This window comes from Mycoplasma sp. 1578d (assembly GCF_024582695.1).
In the GTDB taxonomy this organism is placed as follows: Bacteria; Bacillota_I; Bacilli_A; order Mycoplasmatales; family Metamycoplasmataceae; genus Mycoplasmopsis.
On record NZ_CP102081.1, the window covers coordinates 581463 to 599887 of the forward strand.

General features: G+C 30.5%; 19 protein-coding genes. 8 read left to right on the forward strand and 11 right to left on the reverse strand.

From position 1 onward, the window contains the following. Together NPA11_RS02315 and topA are read right to left on the reverse strand one after the other, a co-directional pair. Positions 1–1020 (reverse strand): glycosyltransferase, encoded by a 1020-nt coding sequence (locus NPA11_RS02315; protein WP_257043247.1) that lies wholly within the window; start codon positions 1018–1020, stop codon positions 1–3. Between the two features lie 81 nt (positions 1021–1101). Next, entirely contained in the window at positions 1102–2982 is a 1881-nt protein-coding gene (gene topA, locus NPA11_RS02320; protein WP_257043249.1) for a type I DNA topoisomerase, read from the reverse strand. 238 nt (positions 2983–3220) lie between these two features. On the opposite strand from topA, the gene rpsF reads away from it, so the two are divergent. From rpsF to dhaM, 6 genes are all read left to right on the forward strand, one after another. Continuing rightward, the gene (rpsF, locus tag NPA11_RS02325; protein ID WP_257043251.1) at positions 3221–3643 is read left to right on the forward strand and encodes a 30S ribosomal protein S6; all 423 of its coding nucleotides are present in this window, start codon (positions 3221–3223) and stop codon (positions 3641–3643) included. Positions 3644–3657: 14 nt separating this feature from the next. Next, positions 3658–4158 (forward strand): single-stranded DNA-binding protein, encoded by a 501-nt coding sequence (locus tag NPA11_RS02330; protein ID WP_257043253.1) that lies wholly within the window; start codon positions 3658–3660, stop codon positions 4156–4158. Positions 4159–4166: 8 nt separating this feature from the next. Continuing rightward, complete coding sequence (gene rpsR, locus NPA11_RS02335) at positions 4167–4433, forward strand: 30S ribosomal protein S18 (protein WP_257043255.1); 267 nt, start codon at positions 4167–4169, stop codon at positions 4431–4433. Between the two features lie 343 nt (positions 4434–4776). Beyond that, on the forward strand, positions 4777–5616 hold the full coding sequence (gene dhaK, locus NPA11_RS02340) for a dihydroxyacetone kinase subunit DhaK (RefSeq protein ID WP_373457103.1): 840 nt from the start codon (positions 4777–4779) through the stop codon (positions 5614–5616). Positions 5617–5628: 12 nt separating this feature from the next. Further along, a complete protein-coding gene (gene dhaL / locus NPA11_RS02345; protein ID WP_257043257.1) occupies positions 5629–6234 on the forward strand; it encodes a dihydroxyacetone kinase subunit DhaL in 606 nt (201 codons plus the stop codon). Further along, complete coding sequence (gene dhaM / locus NPA11_RS02350; protein WP_257043259.1) at positions 6227–6622, forward strand: dihydroxyacetone kinase phosphoryl donor subunit DhaM; 396 nt, start codon at positions 6227–6229, stop codon at positions 6620–6622. The genes dhaL and dhaM overlap by 8 nt, the downstream gene beginning before the upstream one ends. Positions 6623–6676: 54 nt before the next feature. On the opposite strand, the gene NPA11_RS02355 is transcribed toward dhaM, so the two are convergent. The 6 genes from NPA11_RS02355 to glpO form a co-directional block, all read right to left on the reverse strand. Then, entirely contained in the window at positions 6677–7471 is a 795-nt protein-coding gene (locus NPA11_RS02355) for an MIP/aquaporin family protein (protein ID WP_257043261.1), read from the reverse strand. Beyond that, a complete protein-coding gene (glpK, locus tag NPA11_RS02360; RefSeq protein ID WP_257043263.1) occupies positions 7471–8997 on the reverse strand; it encodes a glycerol kinase GlpK in 1527 nt (508 codons plus the stop codon). Before glpK ends, NPA11_RS02355 begins: the two co-directional genes overlap by 1 nt. 146 nt (positions 8998–9143) lie before the next feature. Beyond that, entirely contained in the window at positions 9144–9869 is a 726-nt protein-coding gene (locus tag NPA11_RS02365; RefSeq protein ID WP_257043265.1) for a glycerophosphodiester phosphodiesterase family protein, read from the reverse strand. Next, positions 9862–11301, reverse strand: coding sequence for an MFS transporter (locus tag NPA11_RS02370; protein WP_257043267.1), 1440 nt, complete (start codon positions 11299–11301; stop codon positions 9862–9864). Before NPA11_RS02370 ends, NPA11_RS02365 begins: the two co-directional genes overlap by 8 nt. 233 nt (positions 11302–11534) lie before the next feature. Beyond that, on the reverse strand, positions 11535–12974 hold the full coding sequence (locus NPA11_RS02375; protein WP_257043268.1) for an MFS transporter: 1440 nt from the start codon (positions 12972–12974) through the stop codon (positions 11535–11537). Between the two features lie 37 nt (positions 12975–13011). Continuing rightward, the gene (gene glpO, locus NPA11_RS02380) at positions 13012–14160 is read right to left on the reverse strand and encodes a type 2 glycerol-3-phosphate oxidase (protein ID WP_257043269.1); all 1149 of its coding nucleotides are present in this window, start codon (positions 14158–14160) and stop codon (positions 13012–13014) included. A 253-nt stretch (positions 14161–14413) separates the two neighbouring features. On the opposite strand from glpO, the gene NPA11_RS02385 reads away from it, so the two are divergent. After that, positions 14414–14824, forward strand: coding sequence for a hypothetical protein (locus tag NPA11_RS02385; protein WP_257043270.1), 411 nt, complete (start codon positions 14414–14416; stop codon positions 14822–14824). Positions 14825–14970: 146 nt separating this feature from the next. Next, a complete protein-coding gene (locus tag NPA11_RS02390) occupies positions 14971–16131 on the forward strand; it encodes a hypothetical protein (RefSeq protein ID WP_257043271.1) in 1161 nt (386 codons plus the stop codon). Positions 16132–16233: 102 nt separating this feature from the next. Here NPA11_RS02390 and rplL read toward each other — a convergent pair whose 3' ends face one another. The 3 genes from rplL to NPA11_RS02405 form a co-directional block, all read right to left on the reverse strand. After that, on the reverse strand, positions 16234–16605 hold the full coding sequence (gene rplL / locus NPA11_RS02395) for a 50S ribosomal protein L7/L12 (protein WP_257043272.1): 372 nt from the start codon (positions 16603–16605) through the stop codon (positions 16234–16236). Positions 16606–16638: 33 nt separating this feature from the next. After that, positions 16639–17136 (reverse strand): 50S ribosomal protein L10, encoded by a 498-nt coding sequence (gene rplJ / locus NPA11_RS02400; RefSeq protein WP_257043273.1) that lies wholly within the window; start codon positions 17134–17136, stop codon positions 16639–16641. Between the two features lie 227 nt (positions 17137–17363). Beyond that, positions 17364–18323, reverse strand: coding sequence for a hypothetical protein (locus tag NPA11_RS02405; RefSeq protein WP_257043274.1), 960 nt, complete (start codon positions 18321–18323; stop codon positions 17364–17366). Positions 18324–18425: the final 102 nt, after the last annotated feature.

Below are 18425 nucleotides of genomic sequence, written 5' to 3' on the forward strand. Positions count from 1 at the left end.
TTATTCTAGCTCACTCAATATTTTAGTTTTAATTTGTTTTAACTTGCGTATTGAAGTTTTAAGCATTTGTGTTTCAATTGAAGATTTAAGCATGTAGGTGTTTTCTTTTTCAAATTCTTTAAATTCAGTGCTATTTTCTAATTTAGTTAGTTCTTGTTCGTGTTTTTGAACAATTAATGAACTTCGAGTTTGTTGAATTTGTTCTTTGGACTTAAAGTTACGATATGCAAAAGTAGTTGCATTTAAAAGTCCATACATAATAATTTTTAAATAATAAAATTGAGCATAAATTAATTCAAGTTCAAGATTAAGTTGTTTTTCTTGAGCAAAAGAACGAATTTGTTTAAAACTTTTGATCTCATTTTTTGTGCTTAATAAAATATTCGCACCATAATATTCTTTTAAAATCCGCTGATCAATGTAAATATAAGTGCTTGCACTTAACATCAAAATATAGTTAATTTCTACACACAATTTGGAATCACTTTTGCTAATTGATTGATAATTGAGAATTTTTTGAACTAAAGTTCTTTTAAAGATCTTATTAAAAATAAAAGGGAACGAATAAGTAAGAGCATATTTATTGCTTGTAATATGAACAATTTCATCAGTCTTAAATCTAGCTTGTGGTTTTCATAAAACAGAACCAATAATTCGAGGTTTAAGTTCAATTACGTCTGCGTTGTGGAGTTCAATTTGTTCTATTAAACGATCAATATAATGACGTTTCAATGGTCCATCAGAGTTAATAACACACGCGTAATCTCCACTTAAAACCCCAAATGCTTTAAGTAGGTTAAACTGATACGATTTAGTTTTGCTGTTAAAAAGGACAATAATACGATTTTTAAAAAAATTTTGGTATTTCTGAATGACATCAAAAATTTGTTTGCTTTTTGATTTTTTATTAATACACAAAATTACTTCAAAATCCTGTTTTTCTTGCAGAGTTAATGCACGTAAAAACGAATCAACATCTTTTGGTGTTTCGCTCACAAGCGAGATAATTGATAATCTCATTGCACCCCTTTTATTTGTTAAATACTTACACTAAATTTTACCATATTATCAAGGCTACTTGATAAAGCAAACAAAAAGCAACTATTCAGTTGCTTCTTTTTTAGTGCTAAACTTTCCCCTACGAGAGAATTTGAATGTTTTTTGACTGGGTATACTTCGAGTGTAGCGACATTGAGGGAAGTTTTTACATCCAATGAACTTTTGACCTTGCTTATTTCTTCGTTCAATTAAAATTCCTTGATCATCAGGACAAGGTTCATCAAGTTCAACTTGTTCAATTTTTGAAGTTTGCATACTTTGTTGAGCTTGTTCAAGTTCTTCGGTAAATCGATCTCAAAAATCTTGCATGACATTATTTTTTTCAAGCTTATCTTCAGCAATTTGATCAAGTTGTTCCTCAACGCTAGCAGTATATGATTCGTTAATGATTTTAGGGAATGAACTGATTAATTTATCAAGGACAATTATTCCGAATTCAGTTGGTTTTAGTGTGTTTTCAAACACTTCCACATATTCACGGTCCTTAATGACTTTTACTGTTGAAGCAAAGGTGGAAGGTCTTCCAACCTTAATATTATCAAGCTTTTCAATTAAAGAACCTTCATTATAACGTGGAGCTGGATTAGTTTGATGATCTTCGAACATGAATTCTCGAATCGAAATAATTTGATCTTTGACATACTCAGGATCTATATCACTTTGAGGGGGTTCTTGATCGATAATGTAATATCCATCAAAAACAACTTTGGAAAAGTAGTTTTTGAAAACATATTCACCATTTAAATAAGTATAAGAAGTAATTTTTCGTACTGGTGGTGTCATCAAACTACGTAAAGTAATTTCATAAATGAGTTGGTAAATTTTTAGTTCTTGTTCACTCATTTGAGGATAAAGAGTTTGTGCTTGAGCTGGAGTGATTCTAACATCAGTTGGGCGAATCGCTTCATGGGCATCTTGATCTCCACTAAATCCTTTAATTTCGGTAGCGACATATTCTTGACCATATTTAGAATTAATATACGATTGAGCAACATTAACAAAGGTAGCACTTAAACGGGTTGAATCGGTTCTTGGATAACTAATAAGTCCACCTTCTCCGTATCCTTCGTATAATTTTTGACATACAGCTTGGGTTACTTGAGCAGAATAAGGGCTCTTTTTATATAAAACTGATTGTTTTAATGGTTCGACTTTAGTAAGCTTGCGTTGGCTTTGTTTAACTTCGGAAACAATTAAAGTTTTGGGTGCACTTTCAAAGTATTTTTTAATATTTTCAAGCTCTTCTTTGAAAATTCATTCACGTTTTTCGGCAGGATTTTTTAAATTAACATAATTAGCTTCATTAACATTATCAGCAAAAAAGGCACGTAATTTGCTGTAATATTCAGGAATAAAACTTTCGATTTCGCGTTCACGGTCGACAACTAATTTAAGTGCGATTGATTGTACTCTTCCTGCACTTGGATTAGTTGGTGAGTTAAAAATTTTATTTTTCATCAATGAACTAAGACGAAAACCAATGATCCGATCCATCATTCGACGAGCTTTTTGAGCTTGAACTAAAGGTTGATTAAGTTTTTCAGGATGCTCAAAAGCTTTTAAAATTGCATCTCGTGTAATCTCATTATATTTAACTCGATAATAGTTATCTTGTAATTTAAAATAATTGACAAGATGTTCGCCGATAGCTTCTCCTTCTCGATCTGGGTCAGTTGCAATATAAACTGTATTAGATTTCTTGATTGATTCTTTGAGTTTTTTAGCAACTTCACGTTTAGTTGAATCCAGAGAATATTCAGGTTCTCAACTTTGTAAATCAATCCCAAGTGAATATGGCCCAGATGTTTTTAACTTTAAAATATGTCCCACACTAGCAACTACTTCATAATTATCTCCAAGATATTTTTTAATAGTGTTAACTTTGTTTGGTGACTCGACAATAACTAAATTATTTTTTTCCATTGATAAAATATTACATTAATTTTTTAACTTATTCAAAAATAAAAAACCACATTTTGTGAGAACAAACGGAAATATGACTTAATAAGTGTGATTAGTTTTGATCAAAAATAGCTTAATTGTAAAGGAAATGCAAAAGCTTGTTAAAAGGCTTTTTTTCTAGAATAAAAATGATAAAATAAATAAGAGTATTTATATATACTCCTTGGCTGTTTAGCCCAGAAGACCATAAGGAGATAACATGACAAAATATGAAATTATGATGATTGTTGATCCCAAAGCTAATTTAGAAATTGCTCAAAAACTTCTTGTAGATGTTTTTGAAAAAAAAGTAACTAAAGTGGAAAAACTTGAACGTACTGAATTAGCATATAAAATCAACAACGCTCAAAATGCTCAATACTTACTTGCTCAGATTGAATGTGAATCTACATTAGTTTCTGAATTTACCCGTAAGGCTAACATTGTCAAAGAAATTTGAAGATACTTAGTTTTAAACCTTGATACCGAAAGAGGTTTTAACAAAGAATTTAAAAATGTTGGTAAGAAAAAAGTAGATCCTCGTGTTAAAAGAGAAAGAACTGATCGTAGCGAAAATTCTTCAAACGAAGAAAACAAAAAACGCACTCCAAGACCAGTTCGTGCACCAAAACCTCAAGAATAATTAAAGGATTTAATATGTATAACAAAGTTATTTTAATTGGAAGAATTGCCAATATTAAGGAATTAAAACAAGCACAAAGCGGAAGCAACTTTGTTTCATTCAGTGTGGCAGTGAATAAAAACACTAAAAGTACACCAAATGATAAAGCTAACTTTATTCCTTGTGTTGCTTTTAAAGGAAATGCTGATTTTATCAACAAGTATCTTACTAAAGGTTCGCTTGTAATGATTGATGGTTCAATTAGTATGAGTGATTATCAAGATCGAAACGGAAATCGTAACACAAGTTTTGATGTAATTGTTAACTTAATCACTCCACTTGAATCTAAATCGCGTCGTGAAGAATTGTCTCAAAAAAATATCAATAATACTCAATTTTCAAGTAGAAACGAAATTCCAGTTCAAACACCTGAACAATATCTCCAATTAAATAAAAATAACGATTATGTATTAGACCAAATATCAGATCAGCCAGCTTCTTCAGTAATGTTTGACAATGAAGAAGATTGAGAATAGGAGAGAAAATGGCATTTATTAACAAACGTAAAAAAGGATTTACACCAAGAAGAAAATTCTGTGAATTTTGTTCAGAAAAAATGGCATATTTAGATTATAAAAATGTTGAATTATTATCTAGATATATTTCAGCAAACGGGCAAATTAAATCAAAAGCTAATACCGGTGCTTGTGCTAAACACCAACGTAAATTAGCTACTGCAATTAAAAGAGCAAGATTTATGGCTTTAATGCCTTACAGCATTGTCAGAGTAAGAATGCAAAAGACTGCTTAATAAATTCGAACAATGTTGAATTTTATTTACATAACTTACCTTAGGGTAAGTATTTTTATTTTATGACAAAACATTCATAATTAAATTGAGCAGATTGATTTTTCTTTTTTTAAAAGACAATTTTTGCGGAAATTTTTCCATAAATAACATTTTTACGATATTAAAAAATATAATTGTATTAATAAATAAATTCAAGGAGATCTAGTGAAAAAAGTTTTAAATAATCCTAATGATGTTGTATCAGAAATGATTCAAGGAATCACATATGCAAACTCAAATGTTTATAAGGTAAAAAAATTACAATGTTATTGCACGAAAATCAAACACATCAAAAGTTGTATTAATCTCAGGCGGGGGAAGCGGTCATGAACCTGCACACGCAGGATTTGTAGGGTTTGGTATGCTTGATGGTGCTGTTTTAGGAGAGGTTTTTACTTCTCCATCAGTTGACCAAGTTTACGGAGCTATTAAAGCAATCGATCAAGGACAAGGAGTGTTGTTAATTATCAAAAACTACACAGGTGATGTACTAAATTTTGAAATGGCAGCTGAAATGTCCAGATCAGAAGGAATAAACGTTAAGACAGTAATTGTTAATGATGACATTGCTGTAGAAAATAGCTTATACACTGCTGGAAGGAGAGGGGTTGCTGGAACAGTATTTGTTCATAAAATTGCTGGTAGTGCAGCTGAAAATCATAACGATTTAGAATCAGTATATAAGTTGGCTCAAAAAGTAGTGGCAAACACCAAAACCTTAGGAATGAGTCTTGGTGGAGCCACCATTCCTGCAAGCGGTAAGAAAAGTTTTGAACTTGCTGATGATGAAATTGAAATGGGGCTTGGAATTCACGGAGAACCCGGAACACATAAAGAAAAACTCTCAAGTGCTCATGAGCATGTGAAAAAAATGCTTGATTCTTTACTTAACGAAATTAATATTAAAAATGAACATGTTGCTGTGCTGGTTAATGGGCTAGGATCAACCACGCTAATGGAACTTTATATTATTAACAAAGAAGTTAACGAACAATTGCAAAGTAAAGGAATTAAAGTACATAAATCACTAGTTGGAAATTATATGACTTCGCTTGAAATGCCTGGGTTTTCAATTAGTTTAATTAAATTAGATGAACAAATGAAAAAATACTTAGACTTTGAAATTAAAAGTAATTTATTTTAGGTTAAATCAAACATGAATACTCAATTAATTATTAAAATTATTAAACAAATCGCACAAATGATTGAACAAAAAGCCGATATACTGACTGAATTAGATCGTTTAATTGGTGATGGTGATCACGGAATTAATCTCAAAAGAGGGTTTGATGCAGTCATGGTTAACATAAACGAATTTAAGCAAAAATCAAGTAAAGAGCTCTTAAATTATGTAGCCATGACTCTTATGAGTAAAGTTGGCGGATCAAGCGGACCGTTTCTTGGGACAATCTTTTTAAAACTTGCTCAAAGTGATAATTTTGCACAAGGAATTTTACAAGCAGCTGATGCTGTTCAAATGCGTGGAAAAGCAAATGTTGGCGATAAAACAATGGTGGATATTTTAACTCCTTTTGCAAGTACTTATAATCAATTATTAACTCAAGGAGTAAATCAAAACCAAGCTCTTGATCGAGCCATAGAAAAAGCAAAAGAACATTTAGACGAATCGAAAAATCTAATAGCTAGAAAAGGAAGAGCTTCATATTTAGGAGAAAGAAGTTTAGGTGTCACTGATCCAGGAAGTCAAAGCACTTACTATATGCTCGAAATTGTTGTCAAGGAATTAAAACAGAATGATTAATTTTGTGGTCGTGTCACATAGTCGAGCTTTAGCTGATGAAGCTATAAAATTAGCTAGTATGATGAAGCACGCTGATTTTCAAATTATTAACGCCGCTGGAATTCCTCAAAGTGATGAATTTGGGACAGATGTATCTTATATTATTGATGCAATTAATCAAGCTAATCAAGATGATGGAGTGATTGTATTTTGTGAAATTGGTTCTTCGTTAATGAGTTCACAAATGGCAATTGAAATGATAGCTCATCCTAATGTGATCTTGGCTGATGCTCCTTTTATTGAAGGTCTTTGTCTAGCTGTTTCATTCAATTTTAAACAAGCAACACTTGCTCAGATCAAAGAACAATTAGAACAAGTGAAAAATTTTTCCAAACAAATCACTCAGTAAAATGTACAAAAAAGTAGCAATAATGCTACTTTTTTATGTTTGTGAATTTATATTTTAGAACGCTGATGCTATAGCTCCAACAAAAATGGCACCAAGAATTGGTGAAAGGACTGGAACTAATAAACCATATTTAAAGTCAGGTGAAACGATTTCTCCGCTCATTTTTTTGGCTAGTAATTTAGTAGTTACATAATAAACAAACCGAGGAGCTAAATCACGAGCTGGGTTTATGGCGTATCCAGTTACACTACCAAGTGAAAGCCCAATTCCCATTACAGCAAGCGATACAATTCAACCACCTTCCATTTTGGCAAGTGATCCAGCACCAAATACAACCGATAAAAGCACCACGGTACCAACAATTTCATATGACATGCTATGTAATCATGATTCACGGTGAGTTGACCCTGTACAGCTCGAATCTTTGAGTAATCCTGAAGGATTTTCGATAATGTGTTTATAGTTAATAAAATTAAGAATAGTTTGTCCAAGAGCTGCACCAAGAAGTTGAGCAATAATATACACAATTGCCAACCCAAAGTGAGACCCAGTAATTTGTGAACCACTTTTCAAGAAAACAGCAATAGTAACTGCAGGATTTAAATGTGCAGCACCAAGTAAAGGATTGATATTTTCAGGTGTCATTGCTTTAAAGAGAGCTGATGAAACAACAACACCAACTAGAACAGCAAGTCCTCAACCCATGATAATGGCTACTCAATTCCCACCGACATTTTTAGCATACATTTTGGGATAATTAAGTGAAGCACAAACTCCATTACCAAGTAAAATTAAGAACATAGTCCCGATTAATTCACTAACAAAACCTGCTCCGAACTGAACATCCATTATTGTACCTCGGTTTCTTTAACTCAATTGAATGTTCTTTTAATAGCAACATCTCATCCATGAGTCAGTTTTTTAACTTCTTGCTCTGATAATTGTGGAGTAAATTCCTTATCTACTTCAAGTGATTGTTCAATTTCGATGAGAGATTTTCAATATCCAGTAGCTAGTCCGGCTAAAAAGGTTGCTCCAAGAGCTGTGGTTTCTACATTTTTAGGACGGATAACTTTAACTCCTGAAATTGATGATTGGAATTGCATTAAATAATTGGAATTACTTGCGCCACCATCAACTTTGAGCACTTCGATTTTTTTGTTCACATCATTTGACATAGCTTTAATTAAATCATTGCTTTGAAAGGCAATTGATTCAAGAGTTGCTTTAATAATGTGTTCTTTTTTAGTTCCACGTTCAAGTCCAAAAATAGCTCCCCGTGAATATGAATCTCAATAAGGGGCTCCAAGACCTGTAAATGAAGGAACAAGATAAATTTGGTGAGTGTTATCTTTGCTTGCTAAATTAGCATAAAAATCTGATTCAGCAGCATTATAAATTAATCTAAGTCCATCTCTGATTCATTGAATTGCAGCTCCAGCAATAAACACAGATCCTTCAAGAGCATAAATTGGTTTTTCGTTTCCAAGTTGTCATGCAACTGTGGTAAGTAGTTTATTTTTAGATAAAATTGGATTTTCACCAATGTTCATTAAGGTAAAGCAACCTGTTCCGTAGGTATTTTTAACCATTCCAACTTTAGTACATAATTGACCGAATAAAGCTGATTGTTGGTCTCCGACTACTCCAGCAATTGGAACTTGTCCGACCGCTTTAAGTGATCAGTGGTGCGGATTGATTGTTCCATAAATTTCTGAAGATGATTTCACTTGAGGAAGGATTGAACTTGGGATTTCAAATAAATCAAGTAATTCTTGATCTCAAGACATTGTGTTAATATTGAACAATAAAGTTCTTGAAGCATTTGAAACATCAGTAGCGTGTACTTGTCCATTGGTTAATTTTCAAATTAATCAAGTGTCAATAGTTCCAGCTAAAAGGTTTCCTTCCTGGAATACTTTTTGAGCTAAAGGTACATTTTTTAGTATCCAGCGAATTTTAGTTCCTGAAAAATATGGGTTAATAATTAGACCGGTTTTCTCGCGTACTTTTTCAACGTGCTCACTAAGTGTTTCGCAGTATTCGCTTGTGCGACGATCTTGCCACACAATTGCGTTATAAACTGGAAGACCAGTTGACTTATCTCATAAAACCACTGTTTCACGTTGGTTGGTAATTCCAACTGCTTGGACATCAGTAGATTTAATTCCAGCTTTATGTTTAGCAGTTTGCATAGTTGAAAGTTGGGTATTCCAAATCTCAAGGGCATCATGCTCTACTCAACCAGATTGTGGATAATATTGAGTAAATTCAGATTGAGAGGTAGCAACAATTCTTGCTTTATGGTCAAAAACAATAGTACGGCAAGATGTTGTTCCTTCATCTAATGTGATAATATATTTATTTGAGTTCATTTTTTCTTTCTTTAACTAATGTTAGAATGGATAAATTTAATATTTATAGTTGTATTTGGTATTTCTAAATTTAGTTTAAAAATATTAGTTTATTACACCTTAAAAGTTATAAGATAAATAACTTTTAAGGTGTAATAACAAAGAACTTATTTTTTGTATTTTAAATTACTAATTTGTGCAGCAACTTGATCGTCTTGTAAGTATTCTTTATATTTTTTGTCTGTTTTTAAGGTTCAAAGCATGAATGGTAAACCTAGTTTCTTATATTCATCTTTATATTTGTCATATAAATTAGTTCAAGGGTTTAAATACTGACAAACTCGCTTAATTCTTTGAGATGAAATTTTCTTAAATTCAGTTTTTTTTCACCACAAGAAAGCTAGCTTGTACCTTGAATCTAATTCGTACATTCTTTCAAGTGTTTGGAAATTAAACGATGAATAAACCACTTTATCAAAAATTTGTGGATAAACGTTTTTTAACTCATCAAGTTTTTCTTCAATTCCAGGGTAAATTTTTACATCAGTTTTAATTTCAACGTTAATCACTTTAAACTTGTCTAAAAATTCTTCGAAAAACTCTTCAAGAGTCAAAATGGTTTGTTTAGGAACATCAAAATGGAAAAAGCTTGCATGATTATGTTTTTTCAATTGCTCTAAAGTTGATTTTTCAATATCTTTTTTTACTAAAGCTGTTCTTTCGGTAGTTTCGTCATGAATAATAACTAAACGTTTATCTTTAGTCATGTGAACATCAAGTTCAACTCCATCAAAACCATATTCATAAGCTAGTGTAAAAGCCATGCGAGTGTTTTCAGGGGCAATTCCTGAATAACCACGATGAGCTAAAAGTAATTGTTTTTTTCTAGTCATTATGTAAGTCCCTTCAACGATAATCGGTTTTTCCGAGTCTTTTTAGTTCGGCTCTATTTGATAAAAATACTATTAATCCAGCAATTAATCCGACAAAAGCAAAACCAATGGTTATTAAAATAATTATTTGATATCCAGTTACTGAAGTGTTGGTTGCTCTTTCTGGAGTGTAAATTGATCCAATGTAACCAGAAAGTTCATAGAATCATGCATCTGGCGAAAAAGCAATAAAGCTAATTAAACCAATTGAAGAAGCATAGGCTTTTTTCTCAATATGAACTTCAGAAATTTGGGTAAATCTAAGTGTTACAATGGTTCATGTAACAATACCACCCAATACAAAACAAAGTGATAGGATAATTAAGAAAATGACTTTTAATGCCGATGTTTCTTTAAAGTCTCCTCCAAACGAAGGTAAAATTGTAAAAACAATTAAGGTTCCCATTCCAACTGCTAATGCAAATATTAAAAGCAGAACATAAGATTTAAACTTATCAGCAAAACGACCAACAAATCCTGAAACTAACATTCTTAAACCATATGTTCTAAGACCAGCCAAAATAGATACTAAAATAACAGGAGCTATAAAGACATTTTCCATCATATTAATAATATAGTACGCAAGAACTGATTGGAAAATATATGATCCCATGACAAAAATCGACATAGCTCAAAGTTTTCAATTTCCCATAGCTTTAAAAATGCTAATTACATTAGTTTTTAACTTTTGCTCAAGGTTAGCAAAAGTAATCTTTTCAGTACTTTTTTCATACTTTTCTTTAACAAAGAACAATACCATAAAGCTAACTGCAACTAAAAATGCAGAAAGTAAGAACGAATATACAGCAAATGGTGTTTTATCATTTTTAGAAACAGCTGGGATTCATACATATGTCACAATTACACCAATTACATAAACAAAAAATAGACCGATAAATCCATTGGCAGTACCTTGGATTCCATAAGCAAAGGCTTGGTTTTCTTTTTTTCCTTGTTGAGAAACAAGTTTTCAAAGTGGAGTTCAGAAAATGAGAGTTGAGCTAATTCCTCAAAGACCTCAAATTGCTTTGTAAGTATTAACTAAAGCATCCCTTTCAAAACTTTGTTGTTCTAAGACAGTAATTCCAAATCAAAAGCCAATTAATCCTGTTGATAATACAGCGATAAAAAGCAATCACCGCGAAGGAAATTTGTTTGCTAAAAACCCTCCTGGAAGTTGTGTTGCTAATGTTACTCAACCAATAACTGCTGTTATTTTAGCAACATCATCCTCACGTACACCTAGATATAAGTGTAAATTCGGAACAATGTTCTTGATGTAATATGGTGCAGCAATAACAAAAACATCAGCTGCAGCTAAAATAATTAAGGCAAAAATTTGGTTAGTAGTAAAACCTTTGGATGTTATTTTAGCGGTGAGCTTTTTAAACATACATCTCCTTTCCAAATGTCTTATTTAAACTAAAATAAGCTAAATAAATTAATTAAGTTTAGGATTGTAATCTTTGGAACTCAAATTTAATTAAAGGAGTATTTTTGTTTGTTCAAGCATTTTATTTTAAATGACTTAATAATAGAATTTAGAAGTTATTCTCTATTATTAACTAAGTTTAAAAGTGAATTAACTTGTTTTTTATTTAAAAATGAACGTATTTTTTAATATTTTTAATCGTTTTGTAACTCTCTTCAACGATAATCAGTTTTTCCTAGTCTTTTTAGTTCGGCTCTGTTTGATAAAAATACTATTAATCCAGCGATTAACCCAACAAAAGCAAAAGCAATTGCGATTAAAATAATGATTTGATACCCCAAAACAGAAGTGTTAGATGCTCCATTTTCTGTATAAGCTTTTCCTATCGAACCACCAACTTCAAAAAATCAAGCATCTGGCGAAAAGGCAATAAAGCTAATAATTCCAACTGAAGAAGCGTATGCTTTTTTCTCGATATGAACTTCAGAAATTTGAGTAAATCTCACTGTCACTATTGTTCAAATTGCAATTCCACCTAAAATAAAACAAATAGAAAGAATAATTAAGAAAATAACTTTTAAGACTGAATTATGTGAAAAATCAATTCCGAATATTGGGAAGATAATAAATAAAACCAAACAACCCATTCCGATCATTAATGCAAAAATGAGTAATAAGACATAAGATTTAAATTTATCAGCAAAACGACCAACGTATCCTGAAACCAGCATTCTTAAGCCATATGTTTTAAATCCAGCTAAAATCGAAACTAAAAGAACCGGAGCAAAAAAGACATTTTCCATCATATTAACAATGTAAAATGAAAGAACACTTTGGAAAATATATGTTCCCATGACAAAAATAGCTAAAGCTCAAAGTTTTCAGTTTTGCATAGCTTTTAAAATGCTAATTACATTAGTTTTAAGTTTTTGCTCTAAATTAGCAAAGGTGATTTTTTCATTACTTTTTTCGTGTTTTTCTTTGACAAAGAAAAGTACCATAAAACTTACTATAACTAAGAAAGATGAGAGTAAAAAAGCATAAACAGCAAAAGGTGTTTTATCACTTTCAGCGACCGAAGGAATTCATACATAAGTAACAATTACCCCGATTAAATAAACAAAAAATAACCCCATAAATCCATTAGCTGCTCCTTCAATACCATATGCAAGAGCTTGGTTTTCTTTTTTTCCTTGTTGAGAAACAAGTTTTCAAAGTGGAGTTCAGAAAATGAGAGTTGAGCTAATTCCTCAAAGACCTCAAATTGCTTTGTAAGTATTAACTAAAGCATCTCTTTCAAAACTTTGTTGTTCTAAGACAGTGATTCCAAATCAAAAGCCAATTAATCCTGTTGATAATACAGCGATAAAAAGCAATCACCGCGAAGGAAATTTGTTTGCTAAAAATCCCCCTGGAAGTTGAGTTGCTAATGAAACTCAACCAATAAGAGCAGTTATTTTAGAAACGTCATCCTCACGTACACCTAGATATAAGTGTAAATTCGGAACAATGTTTTTAATGTAATATGGTGCTGCAATGACAAAAACATCAGCTGCACCTAAAATTATTAAGGCAATAATTTGACTAGCAGTAAAACCTTTAGACGTTAACTTAGAGGTTAGTTTTTTAATCATACATACTTCTTTCTAAAAATTTCTATCAATTAAAAAGTTAAAACACATCAATTGAGTATTTTGGGTTAAAGTTTTTTCTCGGTTTTAAATCCAATTCAAGTAATTTAACAATTTCTTCAGCAATTGCTGGCGCTGAAGAAAGAGCTGGTGATTGCATCCCACCAGCTATGATAAAATGCTTATTATTTTTTGATTGACGAACTACAAAATCATTAGTTTCAATGTCAATTGGTCTTGATCCTGAAATAGTCATCATAGTTCGTTCAAGTTTTAAACTTGGAATAATTTGCTTTCCAATTTCTCCGATATAATCATATTTTTCTCTAGTTACTAAACGTGTATCTTCTTTAGCAACATCTTCTTGCGCAGTTGGTCCAACTAAATATTTACCATCTAAAGTTGGAGCAATAATCACTCCTTTCCCGTGAATTGTGGGAACTTTGAATAAGACTGATGAAATTAAATGAGGATCATAATTGTCAATAATCCGATATTCGCCACGACGGGTTTTTTGTTTAAAATCATCAAACCCATTTTCATTTGCAAGTACATCAGCATAATGTCCGGCAGCATCAACTACTTTAGATGCATAAATCTTCTCTGAATCATTGACCAAAATTTCAAATAAATTATCTTTGTATTGAATTTTAGATACCTTGGAATTAACTCTTAGTGTTGTTCCGTTTTGTTTTGATGCTCCAATTAAAGCTCTTGTTGCTTCAACAGGATGAATTGCTGAAGACGAAGTACATAATAATGCTCCGCAAACACTTGGATTAACGTTTGGTTCACGTTGTAAAACTTCCTCTCTAGTTAAAATTTTTAAATCCTTAGGATCAAGTTTATTTTCAATTCCGCGTTGATAAAGCATTTTGACATGATCTATTTCAGTTTCGTTATCAAACGCTAAAATCATTGAATCGATTTTAACTCTTGGAAAAATTAGATCCTTAAACCACTTGTTATGTCATTTTCGGTTACCTAAAAGATTTAACTTAGCTTCAAGTTTATGTGGTTCAGGATCAAATCCGCCGTGGACTATTCCTGAATTCCCAAGTGAAGTTTCATTAGCTACTTTTGGATTGCGTTCTAAAATGATCACATCCAAGTCGTATTGCGCTAATTCATACGCTATTGAAGCCCCGATAATTCCGGCTCCAATTATTGCGACATCATACTTTTTCATTACTCCTCCAAAGATTACTATCCTACTCTAAATATAAGGGAAATAAGTCTATAAATAGATAAATATGAAAACAAAAAAGCGTTAACAAAAAAGCGTTAACAAAAAAGCTCAAAATTTTTTATTGCTAAAAATGTGGATATTCATCAAAATATTTTTCTGTAAATATTTCCTGTTTTATAATGCTAAATAAAAAAATAAAAATTTTTTACATTTGAAGAGAAAAAAATTATTACTCAAATGTGGAGGAAAAAATATGGAAAATAAAACATTTAATATCTTCAAAATAAACAAGGAGCACACTAAAAAAATCAAGTTTCTCTTGACCTTATTTGAAATTGATAATCGAATCTTTTTTATTGAATTGGTTGATGATCTAAGTAAGCTTGCCGATAAAAATTATGAAGATGCCATTCCAATCTATACTAAAGATAAACAAAACGATTTTTATTGCAATTTAGAAGCAATTTATATGTGCTCAATTAAAGAATTTGAGCAGTTTGCTGATAATGTAACTACTCAATTTATCAATGGGCGTATTGATGATTTCTTTAGATTAAGAGTTTTAAATTTAATTAATGAAAATATTACGCAAAATAATGAAAGAATTAATTTGATTTATTTAAACGATAATACAAATAATCAAAATAGTAATATTACTAATTAATAAATGATATAATTATAATTATTAAATTACAGCAGAATTTAAACCTTAATAAACGGGGAAATGAACATTCATTTTTCTCAAAAAAGACTTTTTTATCAAGTGTTGCAAGTGGTGTAGCATTATTTATTAGTTTAATTAGTTTAATTATGTACATTCAATTAAGTCAAATAGACTTGCAAACACGAGTAATATTTTTAATCATTTCAATGGTTGCTTTATTATCGTCCTTCCTTGTTCTTTGGAAAGATGCATACTTTTATGCCCGAAATATAGCATTAAAAAATATTTATTTGCGTGAAAAAACTAAATATGTTTATTATTGATTATTCTTGAGCGGATTGTTTTCGCCACTTTATTATTTCTTTGTCCATAAAAACATCATAGTTAATTTAGAACTAGGAAATGCTTATTATCTTAAAGAAAAAGATCAATTTATTAATTTAACTGGAGTTTCAAAATACAGAGTTAAAAAAATTTCAAGTTTTAAAGAGTTTTTTAAACTCGATATTATTGATATAGCAATTAGTGGATTATTACTAGGACTTTATCTAATCGTTAACACAACTATTGGAAGAGCTGGATTAACATTTGAGTTTCTATTTTATATTGTGGTTTCATATTTTTTGAGATATTTTAAAGCAGCATTAGTTGGTGTATTAGCTGATGTTTTGGGATTGTTAATTTCAGGAAATATTGCACAATGACATTGAGCTTATGGAGTGGTGCCAATTATTTCAACCTTTATCATGTCAATGTTTTTTGATTTATTTGAGAAAAACAAAAAAATAGCTGTGATATTATCTAATGTTTTTTTATGGATGGTTTTAGCCTCAATGTTTTTTGTTTTTTGATGACAAATCAGTGCTCAAAAAATTGATTCAATTAAAATTTCACCAACATTTGGGTTTAAACAAATTTCAATTACAACTTTTGTTGTTATGGCGATTTTTTCAACAATCATCGCTGGAATAATGAGTTATTTGAGTTTTAAATATTTATTTACTAAAAAAGAAACGCTTGCTAAAAATAACCTTTTAATTGTGCTTATGTCATTTGCATCAGTGGTTATTATTATTGTTATTTTTAGATGAATTTGAGGTCCATTTGCATATATTCGCTGAAGAACTTGACTAAGCCCAAAATCTAAATTGACCTTACAAAAAAGTTATGTCATTATAATGCTTCCAATTTTATTTAGATCAGTAATTAGCATTCCAATTTATACTTTAGTATTGGCTTCGTTAATGATTCCGCTACTTCATTTAAGAAAGAAATATATCGAAAAGAAAATTATTGGTAAATATTAAAAAGCACAAATCTAATTTGTGCTTTTTGTTTATGGAAAAAGTGGATAAAGTGCAAAAATAAAAGTGTCTAAAATAGACACTTTAAATTATTATAAAGTGAAATTATTCAACTGAAACTTCAGCACCTGCTTCAACAAGAGTAGCTTTAATTTGTTCTGCTTCTTCAGGTTTGATGTTTTCTTTAATAACAGCAGGAAGATTGTCAACGATTTTTTTCGCTTCCATAAGTGAGTTTCCAAGTAAATCTTTAACAGCTTTAATGATTTGAACTTTTTTACCATTGTCAGCTTTAATAATAACTTTAACGCTTGATTTAGCTTCTTCTCCACCTTCGGCAGGAGCTGCAGCTACTGCAACAGCAGCACTTGGATCAATTCCAAACTCTTCTTTCATTGCGTCAACAAGTTCCATAACTTCTTTAATTGACATTTCTTTAAGTGATTCGATAAATGTTTCTTTTGTTAATTTAGCCATGTTATGCCTTTCTATGTAATGTATAAAATTTAATTATTCTGATTTTTGTTCACTTACTAATTTAAGTGATAATGAAATTTGTTGTAATGGTGCCATAAGTGAACGTGCAAGAATTCCAAGTGCTTCTTCGTGTGTTGGAAGTGATGCAACTTGTTTAACACCACTTGCATCGATAACTTGTCCTTCGTATGTTCCGGCTTTAATAACCATTAGTTTGTGAGTTTTAGCAAATTTAACCAGTAATTTTGCCGCAGACATATCATCTTGTTTTGAAAATGCAAAAATGTTTGGTCCTACTAAATGCTCAGCAAGGTTTTCAAATCCTGTTTTTGCTGCTGCTAATTTAAAAAGTCTATTTTTATAAACTTTAATTTCAACTCCAAATTGTTTTGCTTGGATTCTTAATTCTTTAAGATCAGCAACTGAAAGACCACGATATTCAGCAAAAGCAATGGCTTTTGATTCTTGAACTTTTTGAACAATTTCATTAACTGTGTTTCTTTTTGCTATTTTGAAATTTGATTCAGACACTGTTATGCCTCCTTTCAAAAATAATGCAATACAAACTAACTTCAGAGAGATACACTCGGCAACATAATTAAGCTTAACGCCGTTGCTGTCTTTATGTATTGCTTTTTTTATTTTACCAAATAAAGATAATTTTGCAAATAAAAAAGACCAAATGATCTTAATTTTTATCTTGTTTGAAAATTATGTTTTATTGTGAAATATAACCTAGAAAAATTAAAGATATCTTACTAAAAATTAAATAATAATTTAGTATAAATATTAAAATTCATCGATGTAAAAGTTCCAGAATTATTATCTGATGGCAAAGTAATAAAATCTGGATGATATTGAGAGTAATACTTAATTAAGTGATAAGAGAAATATAAGTTATGAAATCTCTCTGTTGCAGAATTACTTCAATCTTCGCTCGGAGTGTGTATTCAAAATTGAAGAATATTGTTAAACTCTTTATTATTACTTAATTTTTGAGACAACTTTGAAAATTCAAAAATATTTTTGGTATTAAATACTTCTTCTATTTCAGATCTAGATTGATAATTGTTGTTATAGGTGTTATTTGGATATTCTGCATTGGGAATAATAGGAGTACGAGAGGGATTATTGGGGGTTTTTTCTTCTGAAACTTCTTGATGTAAGTAAATAAAATAGTCTCAAATATTTTGGAATAGGTGATATCCTAAATCGTTTGATTTAAAATTTCAAAATTCTGAAGGACTTCGACTAATTTCGTAAGATCCATATTGTCCATTACTCATTTTTGATTTGATAAAAAGTTTATTAAAAGCGATATGAAGTGCATTGGCATTACTTTTTTCTAATTCATCGGTATCAGAAAAATCTTTAAAGGGTGATTTTTTAAGAATTTCCTCTCAATTGATAATATCATTATTTTCTTTTTGTGTTTCATTAAGAATGGTGCCTAAATCATTAAGTAAACCTTTATATTGACTCATTTTTTTAACTTTATCTAAATATGTGGTTTTAGTAATTCCAAAAATGTCTTTAAGTGTTTTACTAAGATTATCAATAAAAATGGACCAAACATTTCGATGTTGTAAAAACTGTATTCGTTTGTCAAAATTGTTAAATACTTTATTTTCTTCTTGAGTAGATGAGCACGAAACCAAAGCTAATGATAGTGTGCTAGTTGATACTAAGGTAGTGGTAAGCCATTTTCATTTTTTCATATATTATTCCTTTCTTAAAATAAAGTTATCATTATTAGTATAAGTTAAAAAAAGAGTTTGTTAATAAAAAATGAAAATATTTTCTGTTTTATCTTAATAATG